Raw genomic sequence first — 24,810 nt, forward strand, 5'->3', positions numbered from 1 at the left:
CTGTTTGCCCTGTTTCTACCCGGGTGGGCGGGGCCGCGCCCACGCGGTGGGGGCCCCCTCCCCCCCGCCCCGGCGGTCCAACACACCAAACGGTGGGGGGGCGTCCACCCGGATCCGGGTGGACGCCCCCTCACGTATGCGTGCTTCTGCCGGTCCTCGCCTTCCCGGTCACCGGGACCCACGCCAAGGGCACCCGGCGCCGGTCGGTGGCCGTGCCCCCGCCCCCCCCGCTGCGGGACGCCTGCCCGCAGCGGGGGCGGGGGCTGTCAGCCGTTCTGGCCCGACGGGCGGTGGAGGAGGGAGCGGCGGCGGGCGGACAGACGGGCGCTCAGCTTCGTCCGGGCGGCCGAGGCCATCCAGATCACCCGGACGGCCGAACGGGGCGCGAGGAGAGCGCGCAGCCGCGCGGGACGGCTCGCGGACGTCCGGAAGGACCTCCCGACCAGTCGCGCGTCGTTCGCGAGGCCCGCCACCGGCCGGGGGTGCGGAGAGTAGAGAACCTGCTCCACGGCCGTGGCCAGCCGGCGCACCGCGGCACCGGCCTCCGGATCCAGGTTCCCGAGCCCGACGATCCGCTCCGCGGCCTTCCTCGGTGTCTGCGACTCCTCCGGCGCGATCCCGTAGTCCCACGCCGTGTCGGTCACCTCCGACCAGGCCCCCAGCGTGTACGCCGCCACCTCCTTCTCGGTGCGGCCGTGGCCGCCGAGCCGGACCGCGCGCACCCGCGTCCGCCACAGCATGGGCAGCAGCGGCACCCCGAGCACCAGGAGCCCGGCCAGCGTCAGTCCGAGTGTCCTGCTCCAGGGCCAGTCGTCGTCCGCGACACCGATCACCGCCGCCGAGGACTGCTCCGGGCAGGCCGCCAGCTTCCGGAGCTGGGGCGAGCAGCTCTCGCTCGCCGACGGCTCGGCCGAGGGCGCCGCGGACGTCGAGAACGTCGGCTTCGGCGCCGCGGACTCGGTCTCGCCCGGCGTGTTCGTCTGGGTGTAAGACGGCACCGAGCCCCGGCTCGGGGTCGGCTCGAAGCGGGTCCAGCCCACGCCCTCGAAGTACAGCTCGGGCCAGGCGTGCGCGTCCCGCAGCCCCACCGCCATCGAACCGTCCGCCTGCGGCGTCCCCGAGGTGAAGCCCACCGCCACACGGGCCGGGATCCCGAGGGTGCGCGCCATCGAGGCCATCGCGAAGGAGAAGTGGACGCAGAAGCCTTCCTTCTCCTTCAGGAAGTTCGCGATCGCCGCGGAGCCGCTGCCGGCCTGCACCTCGGTGTTGTACCGGAAGGCGCCGCTGACCGCGAAGTAGTCCTGGAGCTTGACGGCCTGCTCGTAGTGGTTGGCCGAGCCCGCGGTGACCTTGCGGGCGGTCCTCGCCACCACCTCGGGCAGCGACTCCGGGACCTTGGTGTACTCGCGCCTCATCGCGGGCGAGGCGTCCGGGGCGTCCGCGAGCTGCCGTGCCGTCGGATCCACCATCAGGCTCGTGACCTCGTACCGCACGCCCCGCGTGTTCTGGCCGTGGTCGCCGACGAGGGTGCGCCCGACGGGTTCGTACCGCCAGTTCCCCTTGATGTCCACCTTGCTGGCCGGGTACGGCATGGGCAGCCAGTCCTGCGCGTACCAGTCGGCCGCCGCTATCCGGGTCCGGATCGTCGCCCGCTTGACCTCGCCGGACAGACCGGGCGGCGCGGGGAACGTCTCCGGCACGTCCACGATGTGGCGCTGCGCGGGCTTCCAGGCCGTGCCGTCGAAGTCGTCCAGCGAGACGATCCGCAGGTACATGTTCTGGGTGTCCCCGGTGTCCGTTCGGTACGTCATGACCGTGCGGTCCTCGTCCACGTTCAGGCTGTCGCGGAGCGAGACCAGCGGATTCACCGCGGCGATCGTGCCGCCGCCCCCCGTGCCGTTGCCGATGCCCCGGCCCGTGCCGCCCAGCAGACCGCCCTCGAGCGAGGGCAGCGCGAACGGTGCGAACAGGGCGACGCCCAGCGCGACCGCGCCGATCCGCCGTCCGGTGCGGACGGGCGAGACGACACCGCTTTCGGTCTCCCGCCCGGGTGCGCGGGCCGTTCCGCCGAAGACGCGGCCCCACTGCGAGAGCCGGTCCCGGCTCTCGGCCAGCAGCAGCATCAGATAGCCGGCGGCCGCGAGCAGGAACCACGGCCAGGCCGCGCTGTCGTCGGAGAGGCCCGCGGCGACCGAGTACAGGGCGAGCAGCGGAAGGCCCGCGGGCGCGGCGCTGCGGTAGGTCACCGCGAGGGTGTCCACCACGAGCCCGATCACCAGGACACCGCCGACCACCATCAGCCGGATCCCCTCCGACAGCGGAGCCGGGGTCGAGTACCTGCCGACGTCGTCGGCGCCCGCCCGGAGCAGTGCCGAGAAGTGCTGGAAGGCCTCCGGCCCGGGGACGATCCCGGCGAGGGCCTGCTGCCGGGCGAAGACCAGCGTCAGCAGCATCAGCGTCACCAGCGCCTGGGCCGCCACGGTCAGCGGCCGGGCCAGCGGGACCCGCCGGGTCAGCGCGCCCACACCGGTCTGCACGGCCAGCAGGAACGCCGCCTGGAGGATCCACGTCTCCGGGCTCACCAGCGGCAGCAGCGCACACGACGTCATCAGTGTGGCCGCCGCCGCGCACAGCGTCAGCCGGGCCCGCCCGCTCATACGCCACCACCCCCCGCGGTAGTCCCCGTCGGCGCCACCTGCGTGCGCCGGCGGTCCGCCTCGCGCCACAGGTCGGCGAGCGACGCCCCCCGTGGCACCGCCACGGCGGTCCAGCCCGCCTCGCGCAGCATGCGCAGCGGGTCCTTGTCCTTGTCCTTGTCCGACGGGCCGGGCACATCCGTCGGTTCCCGTACCCAGGACTCGCTGTCGAGCAGGAACGCGACGGCCCCGCCGCTGCGCCGGCGCATCTTGCCGAGCACGGTGGCCTGCTCCTCGTCGAGATCGCCGAGAAAGGCGATCAGCAGTCCTTCGTTGCCGCCGCGCAGCACCTCGTACGCCCGGGACAGGCCCGTGCCGTCCGAGTGGTCGACGACGGCGAGCGTGTCCATCATCAGTCCGGCCGCGTCCGCCGACTCCTGGCCCGTGCCCGCCAACCCGTCGGAGCCCTCGCCGGGCACCGAGCTGCCGGTGTCCGTCAGGAGGCGCACCGAGAAGCCCCGTTCGAGCATGTGCAGCAGCGTGGACGCCGCTCCCGAGACGGCCCACTCGAAGGCAGAGTCGGGTCCCGCGCTCTGGAAGGCGATGCCCCGGGTGTCCAGCAGCACGGTGCAGCGGGAGCGCTGGGGCTGTTCCTCGCGGCGGACCATCAGCTCGCCGTAGCGGGCGGTCAGCCGCCAGTGCACGCGGCGCAGGTCGTCGCCGTAGCGGTACCCGCGCGGAATGATGTCGTCCTCGCCGGCCAGGGCGAGGGAGCGCTGCCGTCCGTCGCCGTACCCCTGGGCCTCGCCGGTCAGCCGCACCGGCGGCAGCGCCTCCACGCGCGGTATGACGGTGAGGGTGTCGTACGCCGAGAAGGAGCGGGTCAGCTCGCACATGCCGAACGGGTCCGTCAGCCGTAGCTGGAGCGGGCCGAGCGGATAGCGTCCGCGCAGGTCGGAGCGCACCCGGTAGGAGACCTCGCGGCGGCCGCCCGCCTCGACCCGGTCCAGCACGAAGCGGGGGCGCGGACCGAGGACGTAGGGCACCTTGTCCTGGAGCATCAGCAGACCGGTGGGCAGCCGCGAGATGTTGTCCATGCGCAGGTGCACGCGGGCCTCGGAGCCCGCGGGCACGCGCTCCGGAGAGAGCCTGCGGCTGCCCGCGACCCGGTAGCGGGTGCGGTACAGCACGGTCGCGCAGACCAGCGGCAGCACCGCGAGGAGCAGGCCGACCCGGAGCAGATCGCTCTGCCCGAGGACGTAGGCGCAGATGGCGGCGGCCACGCCGGCGGCCAGGAACGAGCGGCCGCGTGTGGTGAGGCCGGCGAGCGCGGTGCGCAGCCCGCCCCTGTCCTCGGCGGTGGGCCCCGTGCTCGCCTGTGCCATCACAGCCTCCGGGGCTGCTGCTGGCCGTAGGCGGGCGCGCCCCGGCCCATCGAGAGGCCGGACTGCTGGGGGGCGGCGGGCACGGGGGTGCGCTGGAGGATCTCCTGGACGACCTGCTCGGAGGTGCGGCGGTTCAACTGTGCCTGGGCCGTGGGCAGCAGGCGGTGGGCCAGGACCGCGACGGCGAGCGCCTGCACGTCGTCCGGCAGCGCGAAGTCCCGGCCGCCGAGAGCGGCCGACGCCTTCGCGGCGCGCAGCAGGTGCAGCGTGGCCCGCGGCGAGGCGCCGAGTCTGAGGTCGGGGTGGGTGCGCGTGGCCGCCACCAGATCCACCGCGTAGCGGCGCACCGGTTCGGCGACGTGGACCGTGCGGACCGCGTCGATCAGCTTCACGATGTCGTGCGCGTGGGCGACCGGCTGGAGGTCGTCCAGCGGGTTCACGCCGCCGTGGACGTCCAGCATCTGCAGTTCGGCCTCCGCGCTGGGGTAGCCGATGGAGATCCGGGCCATGAAGCGGTCGCGCTGGGCCTCCGGCAGCGGGTAGGTGCCCTCCATCTCGACCGGGTTCTGGGTGGCCACCACCATGAACGGGCTGGGCAGTTCGTAGGTCTGCCCGTCGATGGTGACCTGGCGCTCCTCCAGGGACTCCAGGAGCGCGGACTGCGTCTTGGGCGAGGCGCGGTTGATCTCGTCGCCGATGACGATCTGCGCGAAGATCGCGCCCGGCTTGAACTCGAAGTCCCGGCGCTGCTGGTCCCAGATGGACACGCCCGTGATGTCCGAGGGCAGCAGGTCGGGGGTGAACTGGATGCGCCGCACCGAGCAGTCGATGGAGCGCGCCAGCGCCTTGGCGAGCATGGTCTTGCCGACGCCGGGGACATCCTCGATCAGAAGGTGGCCCTCGGCGAGCAGCACGGTCAGCGAAAGCCGTACGACCTCAGGCTTGCCTTCGATCACTCCTTCCACCGAACTGCGGACACGCTCCGCAGTGGCGGTCAGATCCGTGAGGCTCGCTCGATCGTCATAGGTCGTCACCCGGCCCTCCTCGGCCCGTTCGGGCCGACGCCCTGTGCGGACCGGCCCACCCCGAAACACGGGCACCACGCGCGAAAGGTTCCGCGTGACGCCACACCCGCATTCTTGTTGCCGTTACCGGTTCGTGTCATCCGCCTGTGGACAAGTGGCCGCGATATGTCAGTTCTTGCGGCTCTTTGGGCGCCGGACGGCCGGGGTTCTGGTGCAGAGAGGGTCCCATGAGCTGCGGAGGGCCGGCGACCGGGGGACGTCGGCGGGGGCCGGTCAGGAGGGGTCGATCTCCCGCAGCAGGCCGGTCGTGACGTCGAAGACGAAGCCGCGCACGTCGTCGGTGTGCACCAGGAACGGGGAGGTGCGCACGCGCTGCATCGACTGCCTCACGTCCTGGTCGACGTCCCGGAACGCCTCGACCGCCCACGCGGGGCGCTGGCCGACCTCCATCTCCAGGTCGTGCCGGAACTCCTCGGTGAGGGACTCCAGGCCGCAGCCGGTGTGGTGGATGAGGGCCACGCTGCGGGTGCCGAGGGCGCGCTGGCTGATGGTGAGGGAGCGGATCACGTCGTCGGTGACCACGCCGCCCGCGTTGCGGATGGTGTGGCAGTCGCCCAGTTTCAGGCCGAGCGCGGCGTGCAGGTCGAGGCGGGCGTCCATGCACGCGACCACGGCGACCCGCTGCACGGGGCGGGCGTCCATCCCCGGGTCGGTGAAGGCGGCGGCGTACTTCCCGTTCGCGTCCACGAGGCGGTCGGTGACCGAGCGCTCCGCGTCTATGGCGTCTTCGGGCTGGGAGGGAACAGATGCGGAAGTCGTCATACCCGTGACGTTACTGGTCACGCTCGGACTGGGCCCGTTGTGAGAGGGGACAAAGAATGTCATCGCGGTTTGTTGTGAGGTAATCCACACGGGCGGTGACGACGTGCGCGTTCGGGTGATTCTTCGGATCCGCGGCTTCGGTCCGGGCGCCGCCCGCGACGCGCATGCCGGTTGGTTGACCGCGAGACACCGTGGACTAAAGTGACGCGAAGCGGGAGGCGAGGCTCTCCCCGCTGGACTGTTTTCCCCAGGAGACCCGGCGACTTTCCGGAGTTTCCCCGCGTGCGCGGCGCGTACGTACGGCTCGGCCTCCTCCTGCTCCCGGTCGGCCGACGCCACTCATCCGGCGCCGGCAGGCCTCCCCTTCCCGAGCGGGTGGGGACCCGGCGGTGCGTATGGCCGCGCCGGACCTGAGAGGGCCCGGAATGAAAGGGCGCGAAGCGCTTCCCGACGAGGGCGACGGCGGGCGACCGGAGGGGCGGAGCCGACACGTCCCGGTCATGCTCCAGCGGTGCCTGGACATGCTGGCCCCGGCGCTCACCGAGCCGGGAGCCGTCGTCGTCGACTGCACGCTCGGACTCGGCGGTCACAGCGAGGCGCTGCTCACCCGGTTCCCCGGAGTGCGGCTCGTCGCCCTGGACCGCGACAAGGAGGCGCTGCGCCTCTCCGGAGAGCGGCTCGCCCCCTACGCCGGCCGCGCCGACCTGGTGCACGCCGTCTACGACGAACTCCCCGACGTCCTCGACCGCCTGGGCACCCCGCGCGTCCAGGGCGTCCTGTTCGACCTCGGCGTCTCCTCCATGCAGCTCGACGAGGCCGACCGGGGGTTCGCGTACGCGCAGGACGCCCCGCTCGACATGCGCATGGACCAGACGACCGGCATGAGCGCCGCCGAGGTGCTCAACACCTACCCGCCGGGTGAACTGGTGCGGATCCTGCGGGCGTACGGCGAGGAGAAGCAGGCCAAGCGGATCGTCTCCGCGGTCGTGCGCGAGCGCGAGAAGGAGCCCTTCACCAACAGCGCGCGGCTCGTCGAGCTGATCCGCGACGCGCTGCCCCAGGCCGCCAAGCGCACCGGGGGCAATCCCGCCAAGCGCACCTTCCAGGCGCTGCGCATCGAGGTCAACGGCGAGCTCAGCGTCCTGGAGAGGGCGGTCCCCGCGGCCGTGGACGCGCTCGCGGTCGGCGGGCGCATCGCCGTCCTGTCGTACCACTCGCTGGAGGACCGCCTGGTCAAGCAGGTGTTCGCGGCCGGTGCCGCCAACACCGCGCCGCCCGGACTGCCGGTCGTCCCCGAGCGCTACCAGCCCCGGCTCAAGCTCCTCACCCGCGGTGCCGAACTTCCCACCGAGGAAGAGGTCGCCGAGAACCGGCGAGCCGCTCCCGCCCGGCTGCGGGGAGCGGAGCGCATCCGCGAGGAGTCCGCCGAGTGAGGCGCGGGGAGAAGGAGGGGCCGTGAGGCGGAAACCCGGGTCCGCGCGACGCCGCGGGCCCGTCTCCCGGACCCGCCTGACCTCCGGGACCGGGCGTCCGGACCCGCGGCGGCTCCCCGGGGCCGGGAACCGTACCCACGCCGGCTGCGTGAGTCGGGGCACCGGACCCATGGAGCGGCCGTGACGTCGGCACACCAGAGCCACAGGGAGGGCGCGTGAGCGGCAGACCCGAACTCAGGGGGCGGGCCGCCCGGCTCGCGCGGCTTCTTCCGGCCGGAGCCGGACAGGCCGCCCGCACCCCCTTCGTCCTCCTGGTCGTCCTCCTCCTCGGCGGCGGCCTCATCGGGCTCCTCGTGCTGAACTCGGCGCTCAGCGAAGGCGCGTTCCGCCTCGACGACCTCCAGAAGGAGACCAAGGGCCTGACCGACGAGGAACAGGCACTCCAGCGGGACGTGGACGCCTACTCGGCCCCCGACGCCCTCCAGCGCCGCGCCCGCGAACTCGGCATGGTCCCCGGCGGCGACCCGGCCTTCCTCGGCCCCGACGGCACCGTCAAGGGCGTTCCCCGGGCCGCCGAGTCCGCCGCGCGGTCCCCGATGGTCCCCCCGCCCGAGGTCCTCGCCCCCGCTCCGGCCCGCACCCGGAGCGCGGCCCCGCCCACCGGCTCGCGGCAGCCCTCCGCGGAAGCGTCCACACAGCCCTCCACGACCCCCGGCAGGTGACGGAAGTGTCCGACAGGGAACCGCCGCGCCGCCGCGTCCCCGGCCCCGCCAGGCCCGCCCGCCCCGCCAGGCCCGCCCGCCCCGTCGGCCGGAGCCGCCCGGGACCGGGCGCCCGCCCCGTCCGCCGCCCGGCCGCGAACCGCTCCGGGGGCCCGCGCCTCATCCGGCTCGGCAGCCCGCGCCCCCGTCTGCGCATGGTCAGCCTCGCCCTGACGCTGGTGATGATCGCGTTCGTCGTGCGGCTGCTGCAGGTCCAGGCCGTGGACGCGGGCGCCTACGCCGCCAAGGCGGAACAGAACCGGTACGTCGGGCGCACCCTGGCCGCCGAGCGCGGCGGGATCACCGACCGCGACGGCGTCGAGCTGGCGACGAGCGTGGACGCGTACGACATCACCGCGGACCCGACGATGTTCACGCGCGAGGCCACCGAGGTGGGGGACGCCCCCGAGCAGGCCGCGGCACTCCTCGGCCCGATCATCGACCAGGACGTGGACACCGTCGCCAGGAAGCTGCGGACGGAGAACACCCGCTACGTCCTGCTCGCGCACCGCCGCACCCCCCAGGTCTGGCAGCAGATCAAGGACCTCAAGGGCACGCTCGCGACCAAGGCCGGGACCGACCGGAGCACGGTCAACGTCCTCGCGGGCGTCCTCGCCGTACCGGCCAGCAAGCGCGTGTACCCGAACGGCGATCTCGCCGCCGGGATACTGGGCTGGGTGAACGCCGAGGGCAAGGGCGGCGGCGGCATCGAGCAGCAGCTGGACAAGGAGCTCACCGGCAAGGACGGCAAGATCCGCTACGCCCAGTCCGGAGGCCGCCAGGTGCCGACCGTGGGCTCCACCGAGACACCGGCCGTGGCCGGCTCCGACGTCGAGCTCACCATCGACCGGGACATCCAGTGGGCCGCACAGGACGCCATCACCCAGCAGGTGAAGAAGTCCAGGGCGGACCGCGGCTACGTGATAGTGCAGGACACGAGGACCGGCCAGGTCCTCGCCATGGCCAACGCTCCGGGCTTCGACCCCAACGACCTCGGCCGGGCCGACGCGGCGGCCATGGGCAACGCGGCCCTCCAGGACGCCTATGAGCCCGGTTCCACCGCCAAGCTGATGTCGATGGCCGCCGTCCTCCAGGAGAACGCGGCGACGCCCGGGACCCGCGTCGTCGTGCCCAACCGGCTGCACCGCGGCGACCGGCTCTTCCAGGACGACATCGACCACAAGACCTGGAACCTCACGCTCAACGGCGTGCTCGCGAGGTCCAGCAACATCGGCACCATCCTGGCGACCGGCCAGCTCGGCAAGACCCAGAAACAGGCCAACCAGGTCCTCTACTCGTATCTGCGCAAGTTCGGCATCGGCAGCCACACCGGGCTCGGCTTCCCCGGTGAGACGGCGGGCATCCTCGCGTCCCCCGACAAGTGGTCGACCTCCCAGCAGTACACGATCCCTTTCGGTCAGGGCGTGTCGATCAACGCGATGCAGGCCGCCTCCGTCTACTCGACGATCGCCAACGGCGGCGTCCGCGTCGAGCCGACCCTGGTGCGCGGCACGAAGGGGCCCGACGGCCGGTTCACCCCCGCCGCCGAGCCGAGGAAGACCCGGGTCGTGAGCGGGAAGACGGCGAGGACACTCGCACAGATGCTGGAGTCCGTGGTGGACGACGAGCAGGGCACCGGTGTCAAGGCACGCATCCCGGGGTACCGGGTCGCGGGCAAGACGGGTACGGCCAACCGCGTGGATCCGGCCACCGGGAAGTACCACGGCTACACCTCGTCCTTCGCAGGCTTCGCCCCCGCCGACAAGCCCCGCGTCACCGTCTACTGCGCGATCCAGAACGCCACCAAGGGCAACTACTTCGGCGGCCAGATCTGCGGACCCGTCTTCAAGCAGGTGATGGAGTTCGCCCTGAAGACCCTTCAGGTCCCGCCCACCGGCGCCCCCGCGGCCCGGCTGCCCGTCGAGTTCACGCCGTGACCGCCCCCGACCGCACTCCGTGATCAGCACCCACGCACAACGGACCAGGAACCACTCGTGACAACGATCACCCCGGACCCCGGGAACCAGAACCCCCAGCAGACCCCGTCCGCGCCCTCGCTTCGCCCCGGCGGGGGTGAGCCCGGTACGCTCACCGCCGTGCCACAAGCTGATCAGTCCCAAACCACCCAGAAGGACGTCCCTGTGACCTATCCGGGGCCGCCGCGTCCGGTTCACGTCTCCGCCACCCCCGTCGCGGAGCTGGCCGATCAGCTGGGTGCCGAGAGGCCGGAGAGCGACGCCGGGGTCACGGGCATCACCCATGACTCCCGGGCGGTGCGCCCCGGCGACGTGTACGCCGCTCTGCCGGGCGCCCGTCTGCACGGCGCCGACTTCGTGACCCAGGCGGCCGGCCTCGGCGCCGTCGCCGTGCTCACCGACCCGACCGGTGCCGAGCGCGCCGCGGCCACCGGACTGCCGGTCCTCGTCGTCGAGGACCCCCGCGGATCGATGGGCGAGCTCGCGGCCACCGTCTACGGCCACCCGGGCCGCGATCTCCTCCAGATCGGCATCACCGGCACCTCGGGCAAGACCACGACGGCCTACCTCGTCGAGGGCGGCCTGAAGAGCGTCCGTTCCACCGGCCTGATCGGCACGGTCGAGATGCGCATCGGCGACGAGCGCATCAAGTCCGAGCGCACCACGCCCGAGGCCACCGACCTCCAGGCCCTGTTCGCCGTCATGCGCGAGCGCGGGGTCGACTCGGTCGCGATGGAGGTCTCCAGCCACGCGCTGGTCCTCGGCCGGGTCGACGGCTGCGTCTTCGACGTCGCCGTCTTCAACAACCTCAGCCCGGAACACATGGAGTTCCACACGGGCATGGAGGACTACTTCCAGGCCAAGGCCCAGCTCTTCACGGCCAGGCGCAGCCGGCTCGGCGTCGTGAACCTCGACGACGAGTACGGCCGCAGGCTCGCCGGGGAGGCCACCGTCCCCGTCGTCACCTTCTCCGCCGCGGGCCACCCGGACGCCGACTGGCGCGCCGAGGAGGTCGAGATCGGTCCGATGGACTCGACGTTCACCGCGGTCGGCCCCAAGGGCGAGCGGATCACCGCCCGCTCCCCGCTCGCGGGCCCCTTCAACGTGGCGAACGCCCTCGCCGCGATCGTCGCCCTCGCCGCCGCCGGGATCGACCCGCAGACCGCGGCCGACGGCATCGCCGCCGTCCCCGGGGTCCCGGGCCGGCTGGAGCGCGTGGACGAGGGCCAGCCGTACCTCGCCGTCGTCGACTACGCCCACAAGACGGACGCCGTCGAATCCGTCCTGCGCGCCCTGCGCAAGGTGACCGAGGGCCGGCTGCACGTCGTGCTCGGCTGCGGCGGCGACAGGGACAGGACCAAGCGGAAGCCGATGGGCGCGGCCGTGGCCCGGCTCGCCGACACCGCCGTCCTCACCTCCGACAACCCCCGCTCCGAGGACCCGCTCGCGATCCTCGCCACGATGCTCGCGGGCGCCGCCGAGGTGCCGGCCCACGAGCGGGGCGAGGTCCAGGTCTTCGAGGACCGGGCCGCCGCCATCGCCGCGGCCGTCGCACGCGCAAAGCCGGGGGACACCGTACTGGTCGCCGGCAAGGGCCACGAGCAGGGCCAGGACATCGCCGGGGTGGTGCGTCCCTTCGACGACCGCCAGGTGCTCCGCGAAGCTATCCAGCAGACCCAGGGATGAACTTGTGATCGCCCTCTCCCTCGCCGAGATCGCAGCAGTCGTCGGCGGGCAGACGTACGACATACCGGATCCGGCGGTGCAGGTCACCGGACCGGTCGTCAGGGACTCCCGTGAGGTGGAGTCCGGCAGCCTCTTCGTCGCCTTCGTCGGCGAACGCGTGGACGGCCACGACTACGCGGAGGCGGTGATCGGGGCCGGCGCTGCCGCCGTCCTGGCGTCCCGCCCCGTCGGCGTGCCCGCCATCGTCGTCGACGACGTGCAGACGGCCCTCGGCGCCCTCGCCCGCCACGTCGTCGAACGGCTCGGCGCGACCCTCGTGGGCCTCACCGGCTCCGCGGGCAAGACCAGTACCAAGGACCTGATCGCCCAGGTCCTGCGGAGCAAGGCGCCGACCGTCTTCACCCCCGGCTCCCTCAACAACGAGATCGGGCTGCCGCTCACCGCGCTCAGCGCCACCGAGGAGACGAAGTTCCTCGTGCTGGAGATGGGCGCCCGCGGCATCGGCCACATCCGCTACCTGACGGAACTCACCCCGCCGCGGATCGGTCTCGTCCTCAACGTCGGCACCGCCCACATCGGCGAGTTCGGCGGCCGCGAACAGATCGCGCGAGCAAAGGGCGAGCTCGTCGAGAGCCTCCCCGAGGACGGCGCCGCGATCCTCAACGCCGACGACCCCCTCGTACGCGCCATGGCGTCGCGCACGAAGGCGCGCGTGATCCTCTTCGGAGAGTCCGGCGAAGCGGACGTACGTGCCGAGAACGTCCGGCTCACGGAGACCGGACAGCCTTCCTTCAGCCTTCGCACACCCTCCGGGTGCAGTGATGTGACCATGCGCCTGTACGGTGAGCACCACGTGTCGAACGCGCTCGCCGCGGCCGCCGTCGCCCATGAGCTGGGCATGTCCGCAGACGAGATCGCCCGTGCGCTCTCCGAGGCGGGCTCCCTCTCCCGCTGGCGGATGGAGGTCACCGAGCGTCCGGACGGCGTGACGGTCGTCAACGACGCCTACAACGCGAACCCCGAGTCCATGCGGGCCGCCCTGCGCGCGCTCGCGGCCATGGGCAAGGGGCGTCGTACGTGGGCGGTGCTCGGTCAGATGGCCGAGCTCGGGGACGAGGCGCTCGCCGAGCACGACGCGGTCGGACGGCTTGCCGTCCGGCTCAATGTCGGCAAGCTCGTCGCGGTCGGGGGCAGGGAAGCGTCCTGGCTGCAACTGGGCGCATATAACGAGGGTTCGTGGGGTGAGGAGTCGGTGCACGTGTCCGACGCACAGGCGGCTGTCGACCTGTTGCGCAGCGAGCTGCGCCCAGGGGACGTCGTGCTCGTGAAGGCGTCCAGGTCCGTCGGGCTGGAACGGGTGGCGCTCGCGCTGCTCGCCGACGGTACCGAGGGTGAGGTTTCCGCCCGATGATGAAGCAGATCCTGTTCGCGGGAGTCCTCGGTCTGTTCCTGACCCTGGCCGGCACGCCGCTGCTGATCAAGCTGCTGGCCCGCAAGGGCTACGGCCAGTACATCCGCGACGACGGCCCGCGTGAGCACGCCAGCAAGCGCGGTACGCCGACCATGGGCGGTATCGCCTTCATCCTGGCGACGATCGCCGCGTACTTCCTGAGCAAGCTCATCACCGGTTACCCGCCGACCTACTCGGGTCTGCTGGTCCTCGGCCTGATGTTCGGCATGGGCCTGGTCGGCTTCCTCGACGACTACATCAAGATCGTCAAGCGGCGTTCGCTGGGTCTGCGGGCCAAGGCGAAGATGGCCGGGCAGCTCATCGTCGGCATCGGCTTCGCGGTGCTGGCCCTGATGTTCCCCGACAACCGCGGCAACACCCCGGCCTCGGACAAGCTGTCGTTCATCACCGACTTCGGCTGGAAGATCGGCCCGGTGCTGTTCGTGCTCTGGGCGCTGTTCATGATCCTCGCGATGTCGAACGGCGTGAACCTCACCGACGGCCTCGACGGTCTCGCCACCGGCGCCTCCGTGCTCGTCTTCGGCGCCTACACGTTCATCGGTGTCTGGCAGTTCCAGGAGTCCTGCGCCAACGCGACGACCCTGACCAACCCGGGCGCCTGCTACGAGGTGCGCGACCCGCTCGACCTGGCCGTGGTGGCCTCCGCGCTGATGGGTGCCTGCCTGGGCTTCCTGTGGTGGAACACGTCACCCGCCAAGATCTTCATGGGCGACACCGGTTCGCTCGCCCTCGGCGGTGTCCTCACCGGCCTGGCCATCCTCTCCCGCACGGAGCTGCTGGTGGCCATCATGGGCGGCCTGTTCGTCCTCATCACCATGTCGGTCGTCATCCAGGTCGGATCGTTCCGGCTCACCGGGAAGCGCGTCTTCCGGATGGCACCGCTCCAGCACCACTTCGAACTCAAGGGCTGGTCCGAGGTCCTCGTGGTGGTCCGTTTCTGGATCATCCAGGGCATCTGCGTGATCGTCGGACTCGGCCTCTTCTACGCAGGATGGGCAGCCAAGAAGTGACCGACTGGCAGGGAAAGCACGTCACCGTCGCCGGCCTCGGCGTCTCAGGGATCCCGGCGGCCAAGGTCCTGCACGGCCTCGGCGCGGTCGTCACCGTCGTCAACGACGGTGACGACGAACGGGCCCGGGCGCAGGCCGCGGACCTGGAGGCACTCGGCGTCACCGTGCGCCTCGGTGACGGCGCGACCCTGCCCGAGGGCACCGAGCTCATCGTGACCGCGCCCGGCTGGAAGCCGGACAAGCCGCTGTTCACCGCGGCCGCCGCGGCGGGCGTCCCCATCTGGGGCGACGTCGAACTCGCCTGGCGGCTGCGGGAACTGGGCGGCAGGAAGCCGGCCCCCTGGCTCGCGGTCACCGGCACCAACGGCAAGACCACGACCGTCCAGATGCTCGCCTCCATCCTGAAGGCGGCGGGTCTGCGCACCGCGGCGGTCGGCAACATCGGCGTCTCCCTCCTCGACGCCGTCCTCGGCGAGGAGGAGTACGACGTCCTCGCGGTCGAACTCTCCAGCTACCAGCTCCACTGGGCGCCCTCGCTGCGCGCCCACTCCGGGGCCGTGCTGAACCTCGCGCCCGACCACCTCGACTGGCACGGCTCCATGGAGGCGTACGCCGCCGACAAGGGCCGTATCTACGAGGGCAATCGGGTCGCGTGCGTCTACAACGTGGCCGACAAGGCCACCGAGGACCTCGTGCGCGCCGCGGACGTCGAGGAGGGCTGCCGCGCAGTCGGCTTCACCCTCGGCGCTCCCGCACCCTCCCAACTCGGCGTCGTGGACGGCATCCTGGTCGACCGCGCCTTCGTCGAGAACCGGCAGAAGAACGCCCAGGAGCTGGCGGAGGTCTCCGACGTCACTCCGCCCGCCCCGCACAACGTCGCCAACGCCCTTGCCGCGGCGGCCCTCGCGCGCGCCTTCGGGGTGCCCCCCAAGGCCGTACGGGACGGACTGCGGGCCTTCACCCCGGACGCGCACCGCATCGCGCACGTGGCCGACGTGGACCAGGTCGCCTACGTCGACGACTCCAAGGCCACCAACACACACGCGGCGGAAGCCTCCTTGGCGGCCTACGAGTCGATCGTGTGGATCGCCGGAGGACTCGCCAAGGGCGCGACCTTCGACGAGCTCGTCGCCCGCTCGGCGAAGCGGCTGAGGGGCGTCGTCCTGATCGGCGCGGACCGCGCGCTGATCCGCGAAGCCCTCGCGCGACACGCCCCCGAGGTACCGGTCGTCGACCTCGACCGGACCGACACTGGGGCGATGCTCGCGGCTGTCCAGGAGGCCAGGAGGCTCGCCGAGCCCGGGGACACGGTGCTGCTGGCCCCGGCCTGCGCGTCCATGGACATGTTCGCCAACTACAACAAGCGCGGTGACGCGTTCGCGGAGGCGGTCCGCGGACTCGGCGCCTGACCCGGTTGCCTGGCCGGGCGAACCAGGGAGGGACGGACGCGTGACATCGCTGTGGACCGAAGACTCCGATGCCGGCTAGCCGCACCGGCCGCCCTCCCGTGCGGCGGGCCGGCCGGCCCGCCGCCGCCGGGGTGCTCCGCGACAACCCCGTACGCCGTCTGTACCTGCGGGCCCGCAAGGCCTGGGACCGGCCGCTGACCGCGTACTACCTGATCCTCGGCGGCAGTCTGCTGATCACCGTGCTGGGCCTCGTGATGGTCTACTCGGCCTCGCAGATCACGGCGCTCCAGCTCTCGCTGCCCGGGTCCTACTTCTTCCGCAAGCAGTTCCTGGCCGCCCTGATCGGCGGGGTGCTGCTGTTCGCCGCCTCCCGGATGCCGGTGAAGCTGCACCGGGCGCTGGCCTACCCGATCCTGGCGGGCGCCGTCTTCATGATGGTCCTGGTGCAGGTGCCCGGGATAGGGCTCTCGGTCAACGGCAACCAGAACTGGATCTCCCTGGGCGGCTCGTTCCAGATCCAGCCCAGCGAGTTCGGGAAGCTCGCGCTCGTGCTCTGGGGGGCCGACCTGCTCGCCCGCAAGCAGGACAAGCGGCTGCTGACCCAGTGGAAGCACATGCTGGTGCCGCTCGTGCCCGCAGCCTTCATGCTGCTCGGCCTGATCATGCTCGGTGGCGACATGGGGACGGCGATCATCCTCACGGCCATCCTGTTCGGGCTGCTGTGGCTGGCGGGGGCGCCCACCCGGCTGTTCGTGGGCGTGCTGTCCGTCGCCCTGGCGATCGGCTTCCTCCTCATCAGGACGAGCCCCAACCGCATGTCCAGGCTGGCCTGCATCGGTGCCACCGAGCCGGGGCCGAACGACACCTGCTGGCAGGCCGTGCACGGCATCTACGCCCTCGCCTCCGGCGGACTCTTCGGCTCGGGACTCGGCGCCAGCGTGGAGAAATGGGGCCAACTGCCCGAAGCGCACACCGACTTCATCTTCGCCATCACTGGGGAGGAACTGGGCCTCGCGGGGACGCTGTCGGTGCTCGCCCTGTTCGCGGCTCTAGGCTATGCGGGTATCCGCGTGGCCGGACGCACGGAGGACCCCTTCGTGAGGTATGCCGCGGGAGGCGTGACCACCTGGATCACGGCCCAGGCCGTGATCAACATCGGTGCGGTGCTCGGTCTGCTGCCGATCGCCGGAGTCCCGCTCCCGCTGTTCTCCTACGGGGGTTCCGCCCTGTTGCCGACCATGTTCGCCATCGGGCTGCTGATCGCGTTCGCGCGTGAGGATCCCGCTGCGCGGGCGGCTCTCGCGATGCGGCAACCCCGCTTTGGCAGAAAGCGGGGTGCGGTGAGAGAGTCCGCAAGGGCCGCGGGGCCCCGGAGATGGAACACGATGAGACGACGTGCCTCTGCGGCGCGGTCGTCCGGAGAGCGGTGAATTTCGGTGCATGTCGTACTCGCCGGCGGGGGGACCGCCGGCCACATCGAGCCCGCGCTCGCCCTCGCGGATGCCCTGCGCAGGCAGGACCCCACCGTGGGGATCACGGCCCTGGGCACGGAACGGGGGCTCGAGACCCGGCTCGTACCCGAGCGCGGCTACGAACTCGCGCTGATCCCGGCGGTGCCGCTGCCGCGCAAGCCCACCCCGGAGCTGATCACCGTCCCCGGGCGGCTGCGCGGCACGATCAAGGCCGTCGAGCAGATCCTGGAGCGGACCAAGGCGGACGCGGTCGTCGGCTTCGGCGGTTACGTGGCCCTGCCCGGCTATCTGGCGGCCAAGCGCCTCGGCGTGCCGATCGTCATCCACGAGGCCAACGCCCGGCCCGGACTCGCCAACAAGATCGGTTCGAGGTACGCGGCCCAGGTCGCCGTCTCCACGCCCGACAGCAAGCTCCGGGGGTCCCGTTACATCGGCATCCCGCTGCGCCGCTCCATCGCCACCCTGGACCGGGCCGCCGTGCGGCCCGAGGCGCGCGCCGCGTTCGGGCTCGACCCGAACCTGCCGACGCTGCTGGTGTCGGGCGGCTCGCAGGGCGCCCGCCGCCTCAACGAGGTGGTCCAGCAGGCGGCTCCGTACCTCCAGCAGGCCGGGATCCAGATCCTGCACGTGGTGGGTCCGAAGAACGAACTGCCGCAGGTGCACCAGATGCCAGGAATGCCCCCGTACGTCCCGGTATCGTACGTGGACCGGATGGATCTCGCGTACGCCGCGGCCGACATGATGCTCTGCCGCTCGGGCGCGATGACCGTCGCGGAGCTCTCCGCCGTCGGACTGCCCGCCGCCTACGTCCCGCTGCCCATCGGCAACGGCGAACAGCGGCTGAACGCCCAGCCGGTGGTCAAGGCGGGTGGCGGCCTGCTGGTCGACGACGCGGAGCTGACCCCGCAGTGGGTGCAGCAGAACGTGCTGCCCGTGCTCGCCGACCCGCACAAGCTGTACGAGATGTCGGTCGCCGCCAGCGAGTTCGGCCGCCGTGACGCCGACGACCTGCTCGTCGGCATGGTGTACGAGGCGATCGCCTCGCGCCATCACTAGGACCGCATGAGGGAAGGCAGGGAGCGTGGCCGGACCGAGTACCGCCGAGCGCGGTGAACGGCAGAAGCTGGAGTCCGGCCCGCCCCGGCCGCCCCTCGGCGGGCGGATCCGCCGCCTTCGTAGGCTCATCATCCTTTTGTTCGCGGTGGTGTTGGCCGGGGCCGCCGCGGTGTGGGTCCTCTACGGCTCCTCCTGGCTGCGCACGGAACAGGTGTCCGTCTCCGGAACACGGGTACTCACCCCGGCGCAGGTGCGCCAGGCGGCCGGCGTGCCGGTCGGGTCCCCGCTGGTCTCCGTCGACACGGACGCCATCGAGGCCCGGCTGCTCGGGGAACTGCCCCGGATCGACTCGGTCGAGGCCGTCCGGTCCTGGCCGCACGGAATCGCCCTGAGGGTGACCGAACGGACTCCGGTCCTGATCATCGGAAAAGGTGCGAAATTCGTCGAAGTGGACGCCGGTGGTGTCCGGTTCGCCACCGTTTCCGAGGCTCCGAAGGGTGTGCCCCTCCTTGAACTGGCGGCGCCGAAGGGTGTTTCGGCCCGCCGCTTCCCCGCCGACCGGCTCGTGCGCGAGGCGGTGCGGATCGCCGGGGACGTCCCGGAAGAAGTCGCCCGCGACGCCCGTACCGTCAAGGTCCGTTCCTACGACGCCGTCTCGCTGGAACTGGGGGGCGGCCGCACCGTCGAGTGGGGCAGCGCCGAGCAGGGCCGGGCGAAGGCCAGGACGCTCCTTGCTCTCATGAAAGCCGATCCAGGTGCCCGGCACTTCGACGTGAGTGCCCCCAGCGCACCCGCCTCGTCGGGCAGTTGACTCGCATCAACGCAGGCCAGCACCCTGGTTGGGCAGTGCTGGGCCTGATCACATAGGGTGAAAAGAAAAACGGGAGGTTCGGCGTGTTCGTTGAACGCGCGCCGCTCGTCGACTTAGTGTCCTGTTCGGAAGAGTCCAGGGAACGGGCACACTGGTAACCCTAAACTTCAGCGTTAGGGTTCGGGTCGGCGTTCGGACCGTCCCATTCGGCATCAGTCGTCGGATCGCGAGCGTGCGAAGCGGCGACACGTAACTCGAGGCGAGAGGCCTTCGACGTGGCAGCACCGCAGAACTACCTCGCAGTCATCAAAGTCATCGGTGTCGGCGGCGGTGGTGTCAATGCCATCAACCGGATGATCGAGGTCGGTCTCAAGGGCGTCGAGTTCATCGCCATCAACACCGACGCGCAGGCGCTGTTGATGAGCGACGCCGACGTCAAGCTCGACGTCGGCCGGGAACTCACGCGCGGCCTCGGGGCCGGAGCGAACCCGGCGGTCGGCCGCAAGGCCGCCGAGGACCACCGCGAGGAGATCGAGGAGGTCCTCAAGGGGGCCGACATGGTCTTCGTGACGGCCGGAGAGGGCGGCGGCACCGGCACCGGCGGCGCGCCCGTCGTGGCCAACATCGCCCGCTCGCTGGGCGCCCTCACCATCGGCGTGGTCACCCGCCCGTTCACCTTCGAGGGCCGGCGCCGCGCCAACCAGGCCGAGGACGGCATCGCGGAGCTCCGCGAAGAGGTCGACACCCTCATCGTCATCCCGAACGACCGGCTGCTGTCCATCTCGGACCGCCAGGTCTCCGTCCTCGACGCCTTCAAGTCGGCCGACCAGGTCCTGCTCTCCGGTGTCCAGGGCATCACCGACCTGATCACCACGCCCGGTCTGATCAACCTCGACTTCGCCGACGTCAAGTCCGTCATGTCCGAGGCCGGTTCGGCGCTCATGGGCATCGGCTCCGCCCGCGGCGACGACCGCGCGGTGGCGGCGGCCGAGATGGCCATCTCCTCGCCGCTGCTGGAAGCCTCCATCGACGGCGCCCGCGGTGTCCTGCTCTCCATCTCCGGCGGCTCCGACCTCGGCCTGTTCGAGATCAACGAGGCGGCCCAGCTGGTCAGCGAGGCGGCGCACCCCGAGGCCAACATCATCTTCGGCGCGGTCATCGACGACGCCCTCGGCGACGAGGTGCGGGTCACCGTCATCGCCGCCGGCTTCGACGGCGGACAGCCGCCGGCCAAGCGCGAGAACGTCCTCGGCTCGGCCACGGCCCGGCGCGAGGAGCCCGTCCCGTCGCGTCCCGCCGAGAGCCGCCCGTCCTTCGGGACGCTCGGCAGCGTCACGCCCAAGGAGCAGCCCGCCCCGGAGCCCGCTCCGGAGCCGGTCAGCGAGCTGCCGGTGTCCCCGCCGGTCCCGCCGTCGCGCTCCTACTCGGACAGCGCGGCCGAGGAGCTGGACGTGCCGGACTTCCTGAAGTGATAGGACAGCGCTCCGCCGCGAGCACCGTGAGCGGCGCCCACTTCGCCTTCACCGACAGGTGGGGCGGGGTGAGCGCCGTTCCGTACGAGGAGCTCAACCTCGGCGGGGCGGTCGGCGACGACCCCGGCGCCGTGCACGCCAACCGGGAACTGGCCGCCAAGGCGCTCGGGCTCGACCCGGCCCGCGTCGTCTGGATGAACCAGGTGCACGGGTCCGACGTGGCCGTCGTCGAGGAGCCCTGGGGCGCCTCGGAGATCCCCGCCGTCGACGCGGTCGTCACGGCGCGGCGGGGGCTCGCGCTCGCCGTCCTGACCGCCGACTGCACGCCCGTCCTGCTGGCCGACCCCGTCGCCGGTGTGGCGGCCGCCGCGCACGCGGGACGGCCCGGCATGGTCGCCGGAGTGGTCCCCGCGGCCGTGCGGGCCATGGTGGAGCTCGGCGCCGACCCGGCCAGGATCGTCGCCCGCACCGGCCCCGCCGTCTGCGGACGGTGCTACGAGGTGCCGGACGCGATGCGCGCCGAGGTCGCCGCCGTGGAGCCCGCGGCGTACGCCGAGACCCGCTGGGGGACTCCCGCGGTCGACGTGACCGCCGGGGTGCACGCCCAGCTCGAACGGCTCGGAGTGCGCGACCGCGAGCAGTCACCGGTGTGCACGCTCGAATCGGGGGACCACTTCTCGTACCGGCGGGACCGCACCACCGGGCGGCTCGCGGGTTATGTCTGGCTGGACTGATGGGACATGACGGAACGTAAGGCTCAACTCGCCGCAAACCTGGCGAAAGTGGAAGAGCGCATCGCGGCGGCGTGCACGGCCGCCGGGCGCGAGCGCGAAGAGGTGACCCTGATCGTGGTCACCAAGACCTACCCCGCCGGTGATGTGCGGATCCTGTCGGAACTCGGTGTGCGTCACGTGGCCGAGAACCGGGACCAGGACGCCGCGCCCAAAAGCGCGGACTGCTCGGATCTGCCCCTGTCGTGGCATTTCGTCGGTCAATTGCAGACCAACAAGGTGCGCTCTGTGGTCGGATATGCGGATTTCGTGCAGTCCGTCGACCGTTCCCGGCTCGTCACGGCCCTCTCGAAGGAGGCGGTGCGGGCGGGGCGCGAGGTCGGATGCCTCGTCCAGGTCGCACTGGACGCGCAGGAGGGCGGCCGGGGCGAGCGCGGGGGCGTGGGGGTCGGCGGGGTCGAGGAGTTGGCCGATCTGGTGGCGCAGTCCCCGGGGCTCCGGTTCGACGGGCTGATGACCGTCGCTCCGCTCACCGGCGCGTACGCGGGGCGTCAACAGGAGGCGTTCGAGCGGCTGATGGATTTGTCGACTGCCGTGCGCCGGGCCCATCCGGCTGCGAACATGGTCTCGGCAGGGATGAGCTCGGACCTCGAACAGGCCGTGGCGGCCGGAGCGACACATGTGCGCGTCGGTACTGCGGTACTCGGAGTCCGACCCGCCCTCCGGTAACGTCGCCAAGAAGTCGGACCACAGCAGAAAATATGGTCATTACCGCCAAATGCGGGCATAACGACCTCGTGGATCGCGGGCACTTGGCAATTCGTCAGCCGATCCACCACAGAGCGGAGGACTCAGAGCATGGCCGGCGCGATGCGCAAGATGGCGGTCTACCTCGGCCTCGTGGAGGACGATGGGTACGACGGCAGGGGGTTCGACCCCGACGACGACTTCGAGCCCGAGCTCGACCCGGAGCCCGAGCGCGACCGACGACGGCACGAACCGCCGCACCAGTCGCATCAGGCGCACTCCTCCCAGAGGGACGAGCCGGTACGCGTGGTGCAGCCGCCGGCGCCCCGCGACCCGGTGCCGCATTCCGCCTCGCTCGCCGCGGAGTCCGGGCGTCCGGCACGCATCGCCCCCGTGGCGTCCATCACACAAGAACGTCAGAGCCTGGAGAAGAACGCCCCGGTGATCATGCCCAAGGTCGTGTCGGAACGAGAGCCGTACCGGATCACCACGCTGCACCCCCGGACGTACAACGAGGCCCGTACCATCGGGGAACACTTCCGCGAGGGCACCCCCGTGATCATGAACCTGACGGAGATGGACGACACCGACGCGAAGCGACTTGTCGACTTCGCCGCAGGTTTGGTGTTCGGTCTCCACGGCAGCATCGAGCGGGTGACGCAGAAGGTGTTCCTGTTGTCGCCTGCTAACGTCGATGTCACGGCGGAGGACAAGGCCCGCATCGCAGAGGGCGGGTTCTTCAACCAGAGCTGAGACGCAGGACCGGGAACACCGTATGGAAAACAGGGGAGAGGGAAGCACGGATCATGAGCGTGGTCGGGCAGGTCTTCTACATCGCGCTGATGTGCTTCCTCATCGTGCTGATTTTCCGGTTGGTCATGGACTACGTCTTCCAGTTCGCCCGCTCATGGCAACCCGGCAAGGCGATGGTGGTCGTTCTGGAGGCCACCTACACTGTCACCGATCCACCGCTCAAGCTTCTGCGGCGGTTCATTCCGCCGCTGCGTCTCGGGGGCGTGGCGCTTGACCTGTCCTTCTTCGTGCTGATGATCATCGTCTTCATCTTGATCAGACTTACGCAGAACATGATGTGAGCGATGTGAACGATACGGTCTTGCCGAATGCCGACGACTACGTTGAGGTGAAGAGATGCCGTTGACCCCCGAGGACGTGCGGAACAAGCAGTTCACGACCGTCCGCCTCCGAGAAGGCTATGACGAGGACGAGGTCGATGCCTTCCTCGACGAGGTCGAAGCCGAACTGACCCGCCTGCTCCGCGAGAACGAGGACCTGCGCGCCAAGCTGGCCGCCGCCACGCGCGCGGCCGCCCAGAACCAGCAGCAGCAGGGTATGCGCAAACCGCCCGAGCAGCAGGATCAGCAGCAGGGACCGCCACAGGGCCCGCCGCAGGGCATGCGAGGGCCCGGCGCTCCTGTGCCCGCCGGGATATCAGGTCCGCCGCAGGGCATGGGCGGCCCCATGGGTGGTCCGCCTCAGCTGCCGAGCGGTGCTCCCGCGCTGCCCGCGGGCCCCAGCGGTCAGGGCGGCCCGCAGGGCCAGGGCCCCATGGGTCAGGGTCCGATGGGTCAGGGCGGTCCCATGGGCCAGGGTGGCCCGATGGGCCAGGGTCCGATGGGCCAGGGCGGTCCGATGGGCCAGGGTCCCATGGGCCAGGGCGGTCCCATGGGTCAGGGTCCGATGGGCCAGGGTGGCCCGATGGGCCAGGGTCCCGGCCAGATGCAGCAGATGGGTGGCCCCATGGGCGGTCCCATGGGCGGTCCCATGGGTGGCCCCATGGGCGGTCCGATGGGCGGTCCCATGGGTGGCCCCATGGGCGGCCCCGGTCAGCAGATGCCGCAGCAGGGTCCCGGAGGCGACAGCGCCGCCCGTGTCCTCTCGCTGGCTCAGCAGACCGCCGACCAGGCGATCGCCGAGGCGCGTTCCGAGGCCAACAAGATCGTCGGTGAGGCCCGTAGCCGCGCCGAGGGTCTGGAGCGCGACGCCCGTGCCAAGGCCGACGCCCTGGAGCGGGACGCGCAGGAGAAGCACCGCGTCGCGATGGGCTCCCTGGAGTCCGCCCGCGCCACGCTGGAGCGCAAGGTCGAGGACCTGCGCGGCTTCGAGCGCGAGTACCGCACGCGTCTGAAGTCCTACCTGGAGTCGCAGCTGCGCCAGCTGGAGACGCAGGCGGACGACTCGCTCGCTCCGCCGCGCACCCCGGCCGCCGCGTCGCTGCCCGCTGCGTCCGCGCCCTCGATGGCTCCCGCGGGTGCCGGTGCGCCGTCCTACGGCGGCAACCCGGGCATGGGCGGACCGTCGCAGGCCGGACCGTCCTACGGCGGTCAGCAGCAGATGTCGCCCGCGATGACCCAGCCGATGGCTCCGGTACGGCCCCAGGGCCCGTCGCCGATGCAGCAGGCGCCCTCGCCGATGCGCGGGTTCCTCATCGACGAGGACGACAACTGACGGCCGCAAGCGCGCCTTAGGCGTCGTCGGCAGCATTCAGGGCGGGGCCCCCGGAGAGATCCGGGGGCCCCGCCCTTTTGCGTGCCCGCGAAGGGGCTGTACGGGGCCCAGGAGCCGCCGAAACAGCCACGCGGACCTTTCCTCGACCCGCACACCCCCGAACGCCCCGTACAGCCAGCCGGCGCCCCCGGCGAAGCTCCGGCCGGGGACAAGGATTCAGCCCCTCCGGCGTTTGAGGAGCGGGGTCCGCCAGGGGTGGGAAGGGCAGGGGCGGAGGGGGCGAGGGACAGCGGGCAGGGCCGCGGCGGGCCGACGCGATCCGGGTGGCTGGGCCGCGGTGCGGGAGCCGGGCGGCGGTGCTCGGGGGGCCGTGGGGGGTGGGAACTCGAGCGACCGGCGCTCCTCCTGACGCGGATACACAGGTGACGCGGCCGACGTAAG

The 24,810-nt window shown here is 71.6% G+C and carries 20 protein-coding genes; 16 read left to right on the forward strand and 4 right to left on the reverse strand.

The features are described from left to right. Nucleotides 1-266: 266 nt before the first annotated feature. The 4 genes from ACFW6B_RS25755 to ACFW6B_RS25770 form a co-directional block, all read right to left on the reverse strand. Nucleotides 267-2,657 (reverse strand): DUF3488 and DUF4129 domain-containing transglutaminase family protein, encoded by a 2,391-nt coding sequence (locus ACFW6B_RS25755; RefSeq protein WP_386599202.1) that lies wholly within the window; start codon nt 2,655-2,657, stop codon nt 267-269. Next, nucleotides 2,654-4,021, reverse strand: a complete 1,368-nt coding sequence (locus ACFW6B_RS25760) for a DUF58 domain-containing protein (RefSeq protein ID WP_386599204.1) — start codon at nt 4,019-4,021, stop codon at nt 2,654-2,656. The genes ACFW6B_RS25755 and ACFW6B_RS25760 overlap by 4 nt, the downstream gene beginning before the upstream one ends. Further along, a complete protein-coding gene (locus tag ACFW6B_RS25765; RefSeq protein WP_386599206.1) occupies nt 4,021-5,055 on the reverse strand; it encodes an AAA family ATPase in 1,035 nt (344 codons plus the stop codon). The genes ACFW6B_RS25760 and ACFW6B_RS25765 overlap by 1 nt, the downstream gene beginning before the upstream one ends. A gap of 264 nt (nt 5,056-5,319) precedes the next feature. After that, a complete protein-coding gene (locus ACFW6B_RS25770) occupies nt 5,320-5,868 on the reverse strand; it encodes a beta-class carbonic anhydrase (protein WP_386599208.1) in 549 nt (182 codons plus the stop codon). A 425-nt stretch (nt 5,869-6,293) separates the two neighbouring features. On the opposite strand from ACFW6B_RS25770, the gene rsmH reads away from it, so the two are divergent. The 16 genes from rsmH (at nt 6,294) to ACFW6B_RS25850 (ending at nt 24,369) form a co-directional block, all read left to right on the forward strand. After that, nucleotides 6,294-7,301: a 16S rRNA (cytosine(1402)-N(4))-methyltransferase RsmH gene (rsmH, locus tag ACFW6B_RS25775; RefSeq protein ID WP_386599210.1), complete on the forward strand. Its 1,008-nt coding sequence runs from the start codon at nt 6,294-6,296 to the stop codon at nt 7,299-7,301. Between the two features lie 215 nt (nt 7,302-7,516). Next, entirely contained in the window at nt 7,517-8,023 is a 507-nt protein-coding gene (locus tag ACFW6B_RS25780) for a hypothetical protein (protein WP_386599212.1), read from the forward strand. Nucleotides 8,024-8,028: 5 nt separating this feature from the next. Then, nucleotides 8,029-9,999 (forward strand): peptidoglycan D,D-transpeptidase FtsI family protein, encoded by a 1,971-nt coding sequence (locus tag ACFW6B_RS25785; RefSeq protein ID WP_386599214.1) that lies wholly within the window; start codon nt 8,029-8,031, stop codon nt 9,997-9,999. A gap of 204 nt (nt 10,000-10,203) precedes the next feature. Beyond that, on the forward strand, nt 10,204-11,724 hold the full coding sequence (locus tag ACFW6B_RS25790; RefSeq protein WP_386599241.1) for a UDP-N-acetylmuramoyl-L-alanyl-D-glutamate--2,6-diaminopimelate ligase: 1,521 nt from the start codon (nt 10,204-10,206) through the stop codon (nt 11,722-11,724). A 4-nt stretch (nt 11,725-11,728) separates the two neighbouring features. Next, entirely contained in the window at nt 11,729-13,135 is a 1,407-nt protein-coding gene (gene murF / locus ACFW6B_RS25795; RefSeq protein ID WP_386599215.1) for a UDP-N-acetylmuramoyl-tripeptide--D-alanyl-D-alanine ligase, read from the forward strand. Further along, nucleotides 13,132-14,205: a phospho-N-acetylmuramoyl-pentapeptide-transferase gene (gene mraY, locus ACFW6B_RS25800; RefSeq protein WP_192582406.1), complete on the forward strand. Its 1,074-nt coding sequence runs from the start codon at nt 13,132-13,134 to the stop codon at nt 14,203-14,205. Before murF ends, mraY begins: the two co-directional genes overlap by 4 nt. Continuing rightward, nucleotides 14,187-15,614, forward strand: coding sequence for a UDP-N-acetylmuramoyl-L-alanine--D-glutamate ligase (gene murD, locus ACFW6B_RS25805; protein WP_386599218.1), 1,428 nt, complete (start codon nt 14,187-14,189; stop codon nt 15,612-15,614). Before mraY ends, murD begins: the two co-directional genes overlap by 19 nt. Nucleotides 15,615-15,682: 68 nt before the next feature. Further along, nucleotides 15,683-17,044 (forward strand): putative lipid II flippase FtsW, encoded by a 1,362-nt coding sequence (gene ftsW / locus ACFW6B_RS25810; protein ID WP_386599220.1) that lies wholly within the window; start codon nt 15,683-15,685, stop codon nt 17,042-17,044. Nucleotides 17,045-17,050: 6 nt separating this feature from the next. Beyond that, complete coding sequence (murG, locus tag ACFW6B_RS25815; protein ID WP_386599222.1) at nt 17,051-18,142, forward strand: undecaprenyldiphospho-muramoylpentapeptide beta-N-acetylglucosaminyltransferase; 1,092 nt, start codon at nt 17,051-17,053, stop codon at nt 18,140-18,142. 25 nt (nt 18,143-18,167) lie between these two features. Beyond that, nucleotides 18,168-18,953: a cell division protein FtsQ/DivIB gene (locus ACFW6B_RS25820; RefSeq protein ID WP_386599224.1), complete on the forward strand. Its 786-nt coding sequence runs from the start codon at nt 18,168-18,170 to the stop codon at nt 18,951-18,953. A 275-nt stretch (nt 18,954-19,228) separates the two neighbouring features. Then, complete coding sequence (gene ftsZ / locus ACFW6B_RS25825; protein ID WP_386599226.1) at nt 19,229-20,425, forward strand: cell division protein FtsZ; 1,197 nt, start codon at nt 19,229-19,231, stop codon at nt 20,423-20,425. Continuing rightward, the gene (gene pgeF / locus ACFW6B_RS25830; protein WP_386599228.1) at nt 20,422-21,159 is read left to right on the forward strand and encodes a peptidoglycan editing factor PgeF; all 738 of its coding nucleotides are present in this window, start codon (nt 20,422-20,424) and stop codon (nt 21,157-21,159) included. The genes ftsZ and pgeF overlap by 4 nt, the downstream gene beginning before the upstream one ends. 6 nt (nt 21,160-21,165) lie before the next feature. After that, the gene (locus tag ACFW6B_RS25835) at nt 21,166-21,885 is read left to right on the forward strand and encodes a YggS family pyridoxal phosphate-dependent enzyme (RefSeq protein WP_386599229.1); all 720 of its coding nucleotides are present in this window, start codon (nt 21,166-21,168) and stop codon (nt 21,883-21,885) included. Nucleotides 21,886-22,014: 129 nt separating this feature from the next. Next, nucleotides 22,015-22,656, forward strand: a complete 642-nt coding sequence (gene sepF, locus ACFW6B_RS25840) for a cell division protein SepF (RefSeq protein WP_386599231.1) — start codon at nt 22,015-22,017, stop codon at nt 22,654-22,656. Nucleotides 22,657-22,709: 53 nt separating this feature from the next. Next, complete coding sequence (locus ACFW6B_RS25845; protein ID WP_386599233.1) at nt 22,710-22,997, forward strand: YggT family protein; 288 nt, start codon at nt 22,710-22,712, stop codon at nt 22,995-22,997. Nucleotides 22,998-23,052: 55 nt separating this feature from the next. After that, nucleotides 23,053-24,369 (forward strand): DivIVA domain-containing protein, encoded by a 1,317-nt coding sequence (locus ACFW6B_RS25850; protein WP_386599235.1) that lies wholly within the window; start codon nt 23,053-23,055, stop codon nt 24,367-24,369. Nucleotides 24,370-24,810 lie beyond the last annotated feature (441 nt).

It is taken from the genome of Streptomyces sp. NPDC058751, from assembly GCF_042746485.1.
In the GTDB taxonomy this organism is placed as follows: domain Bacteria; phylum Actinomycetota; class Actinomycetes; order Streptomycetales; family Streptomycetaceae; genus Streptomyces.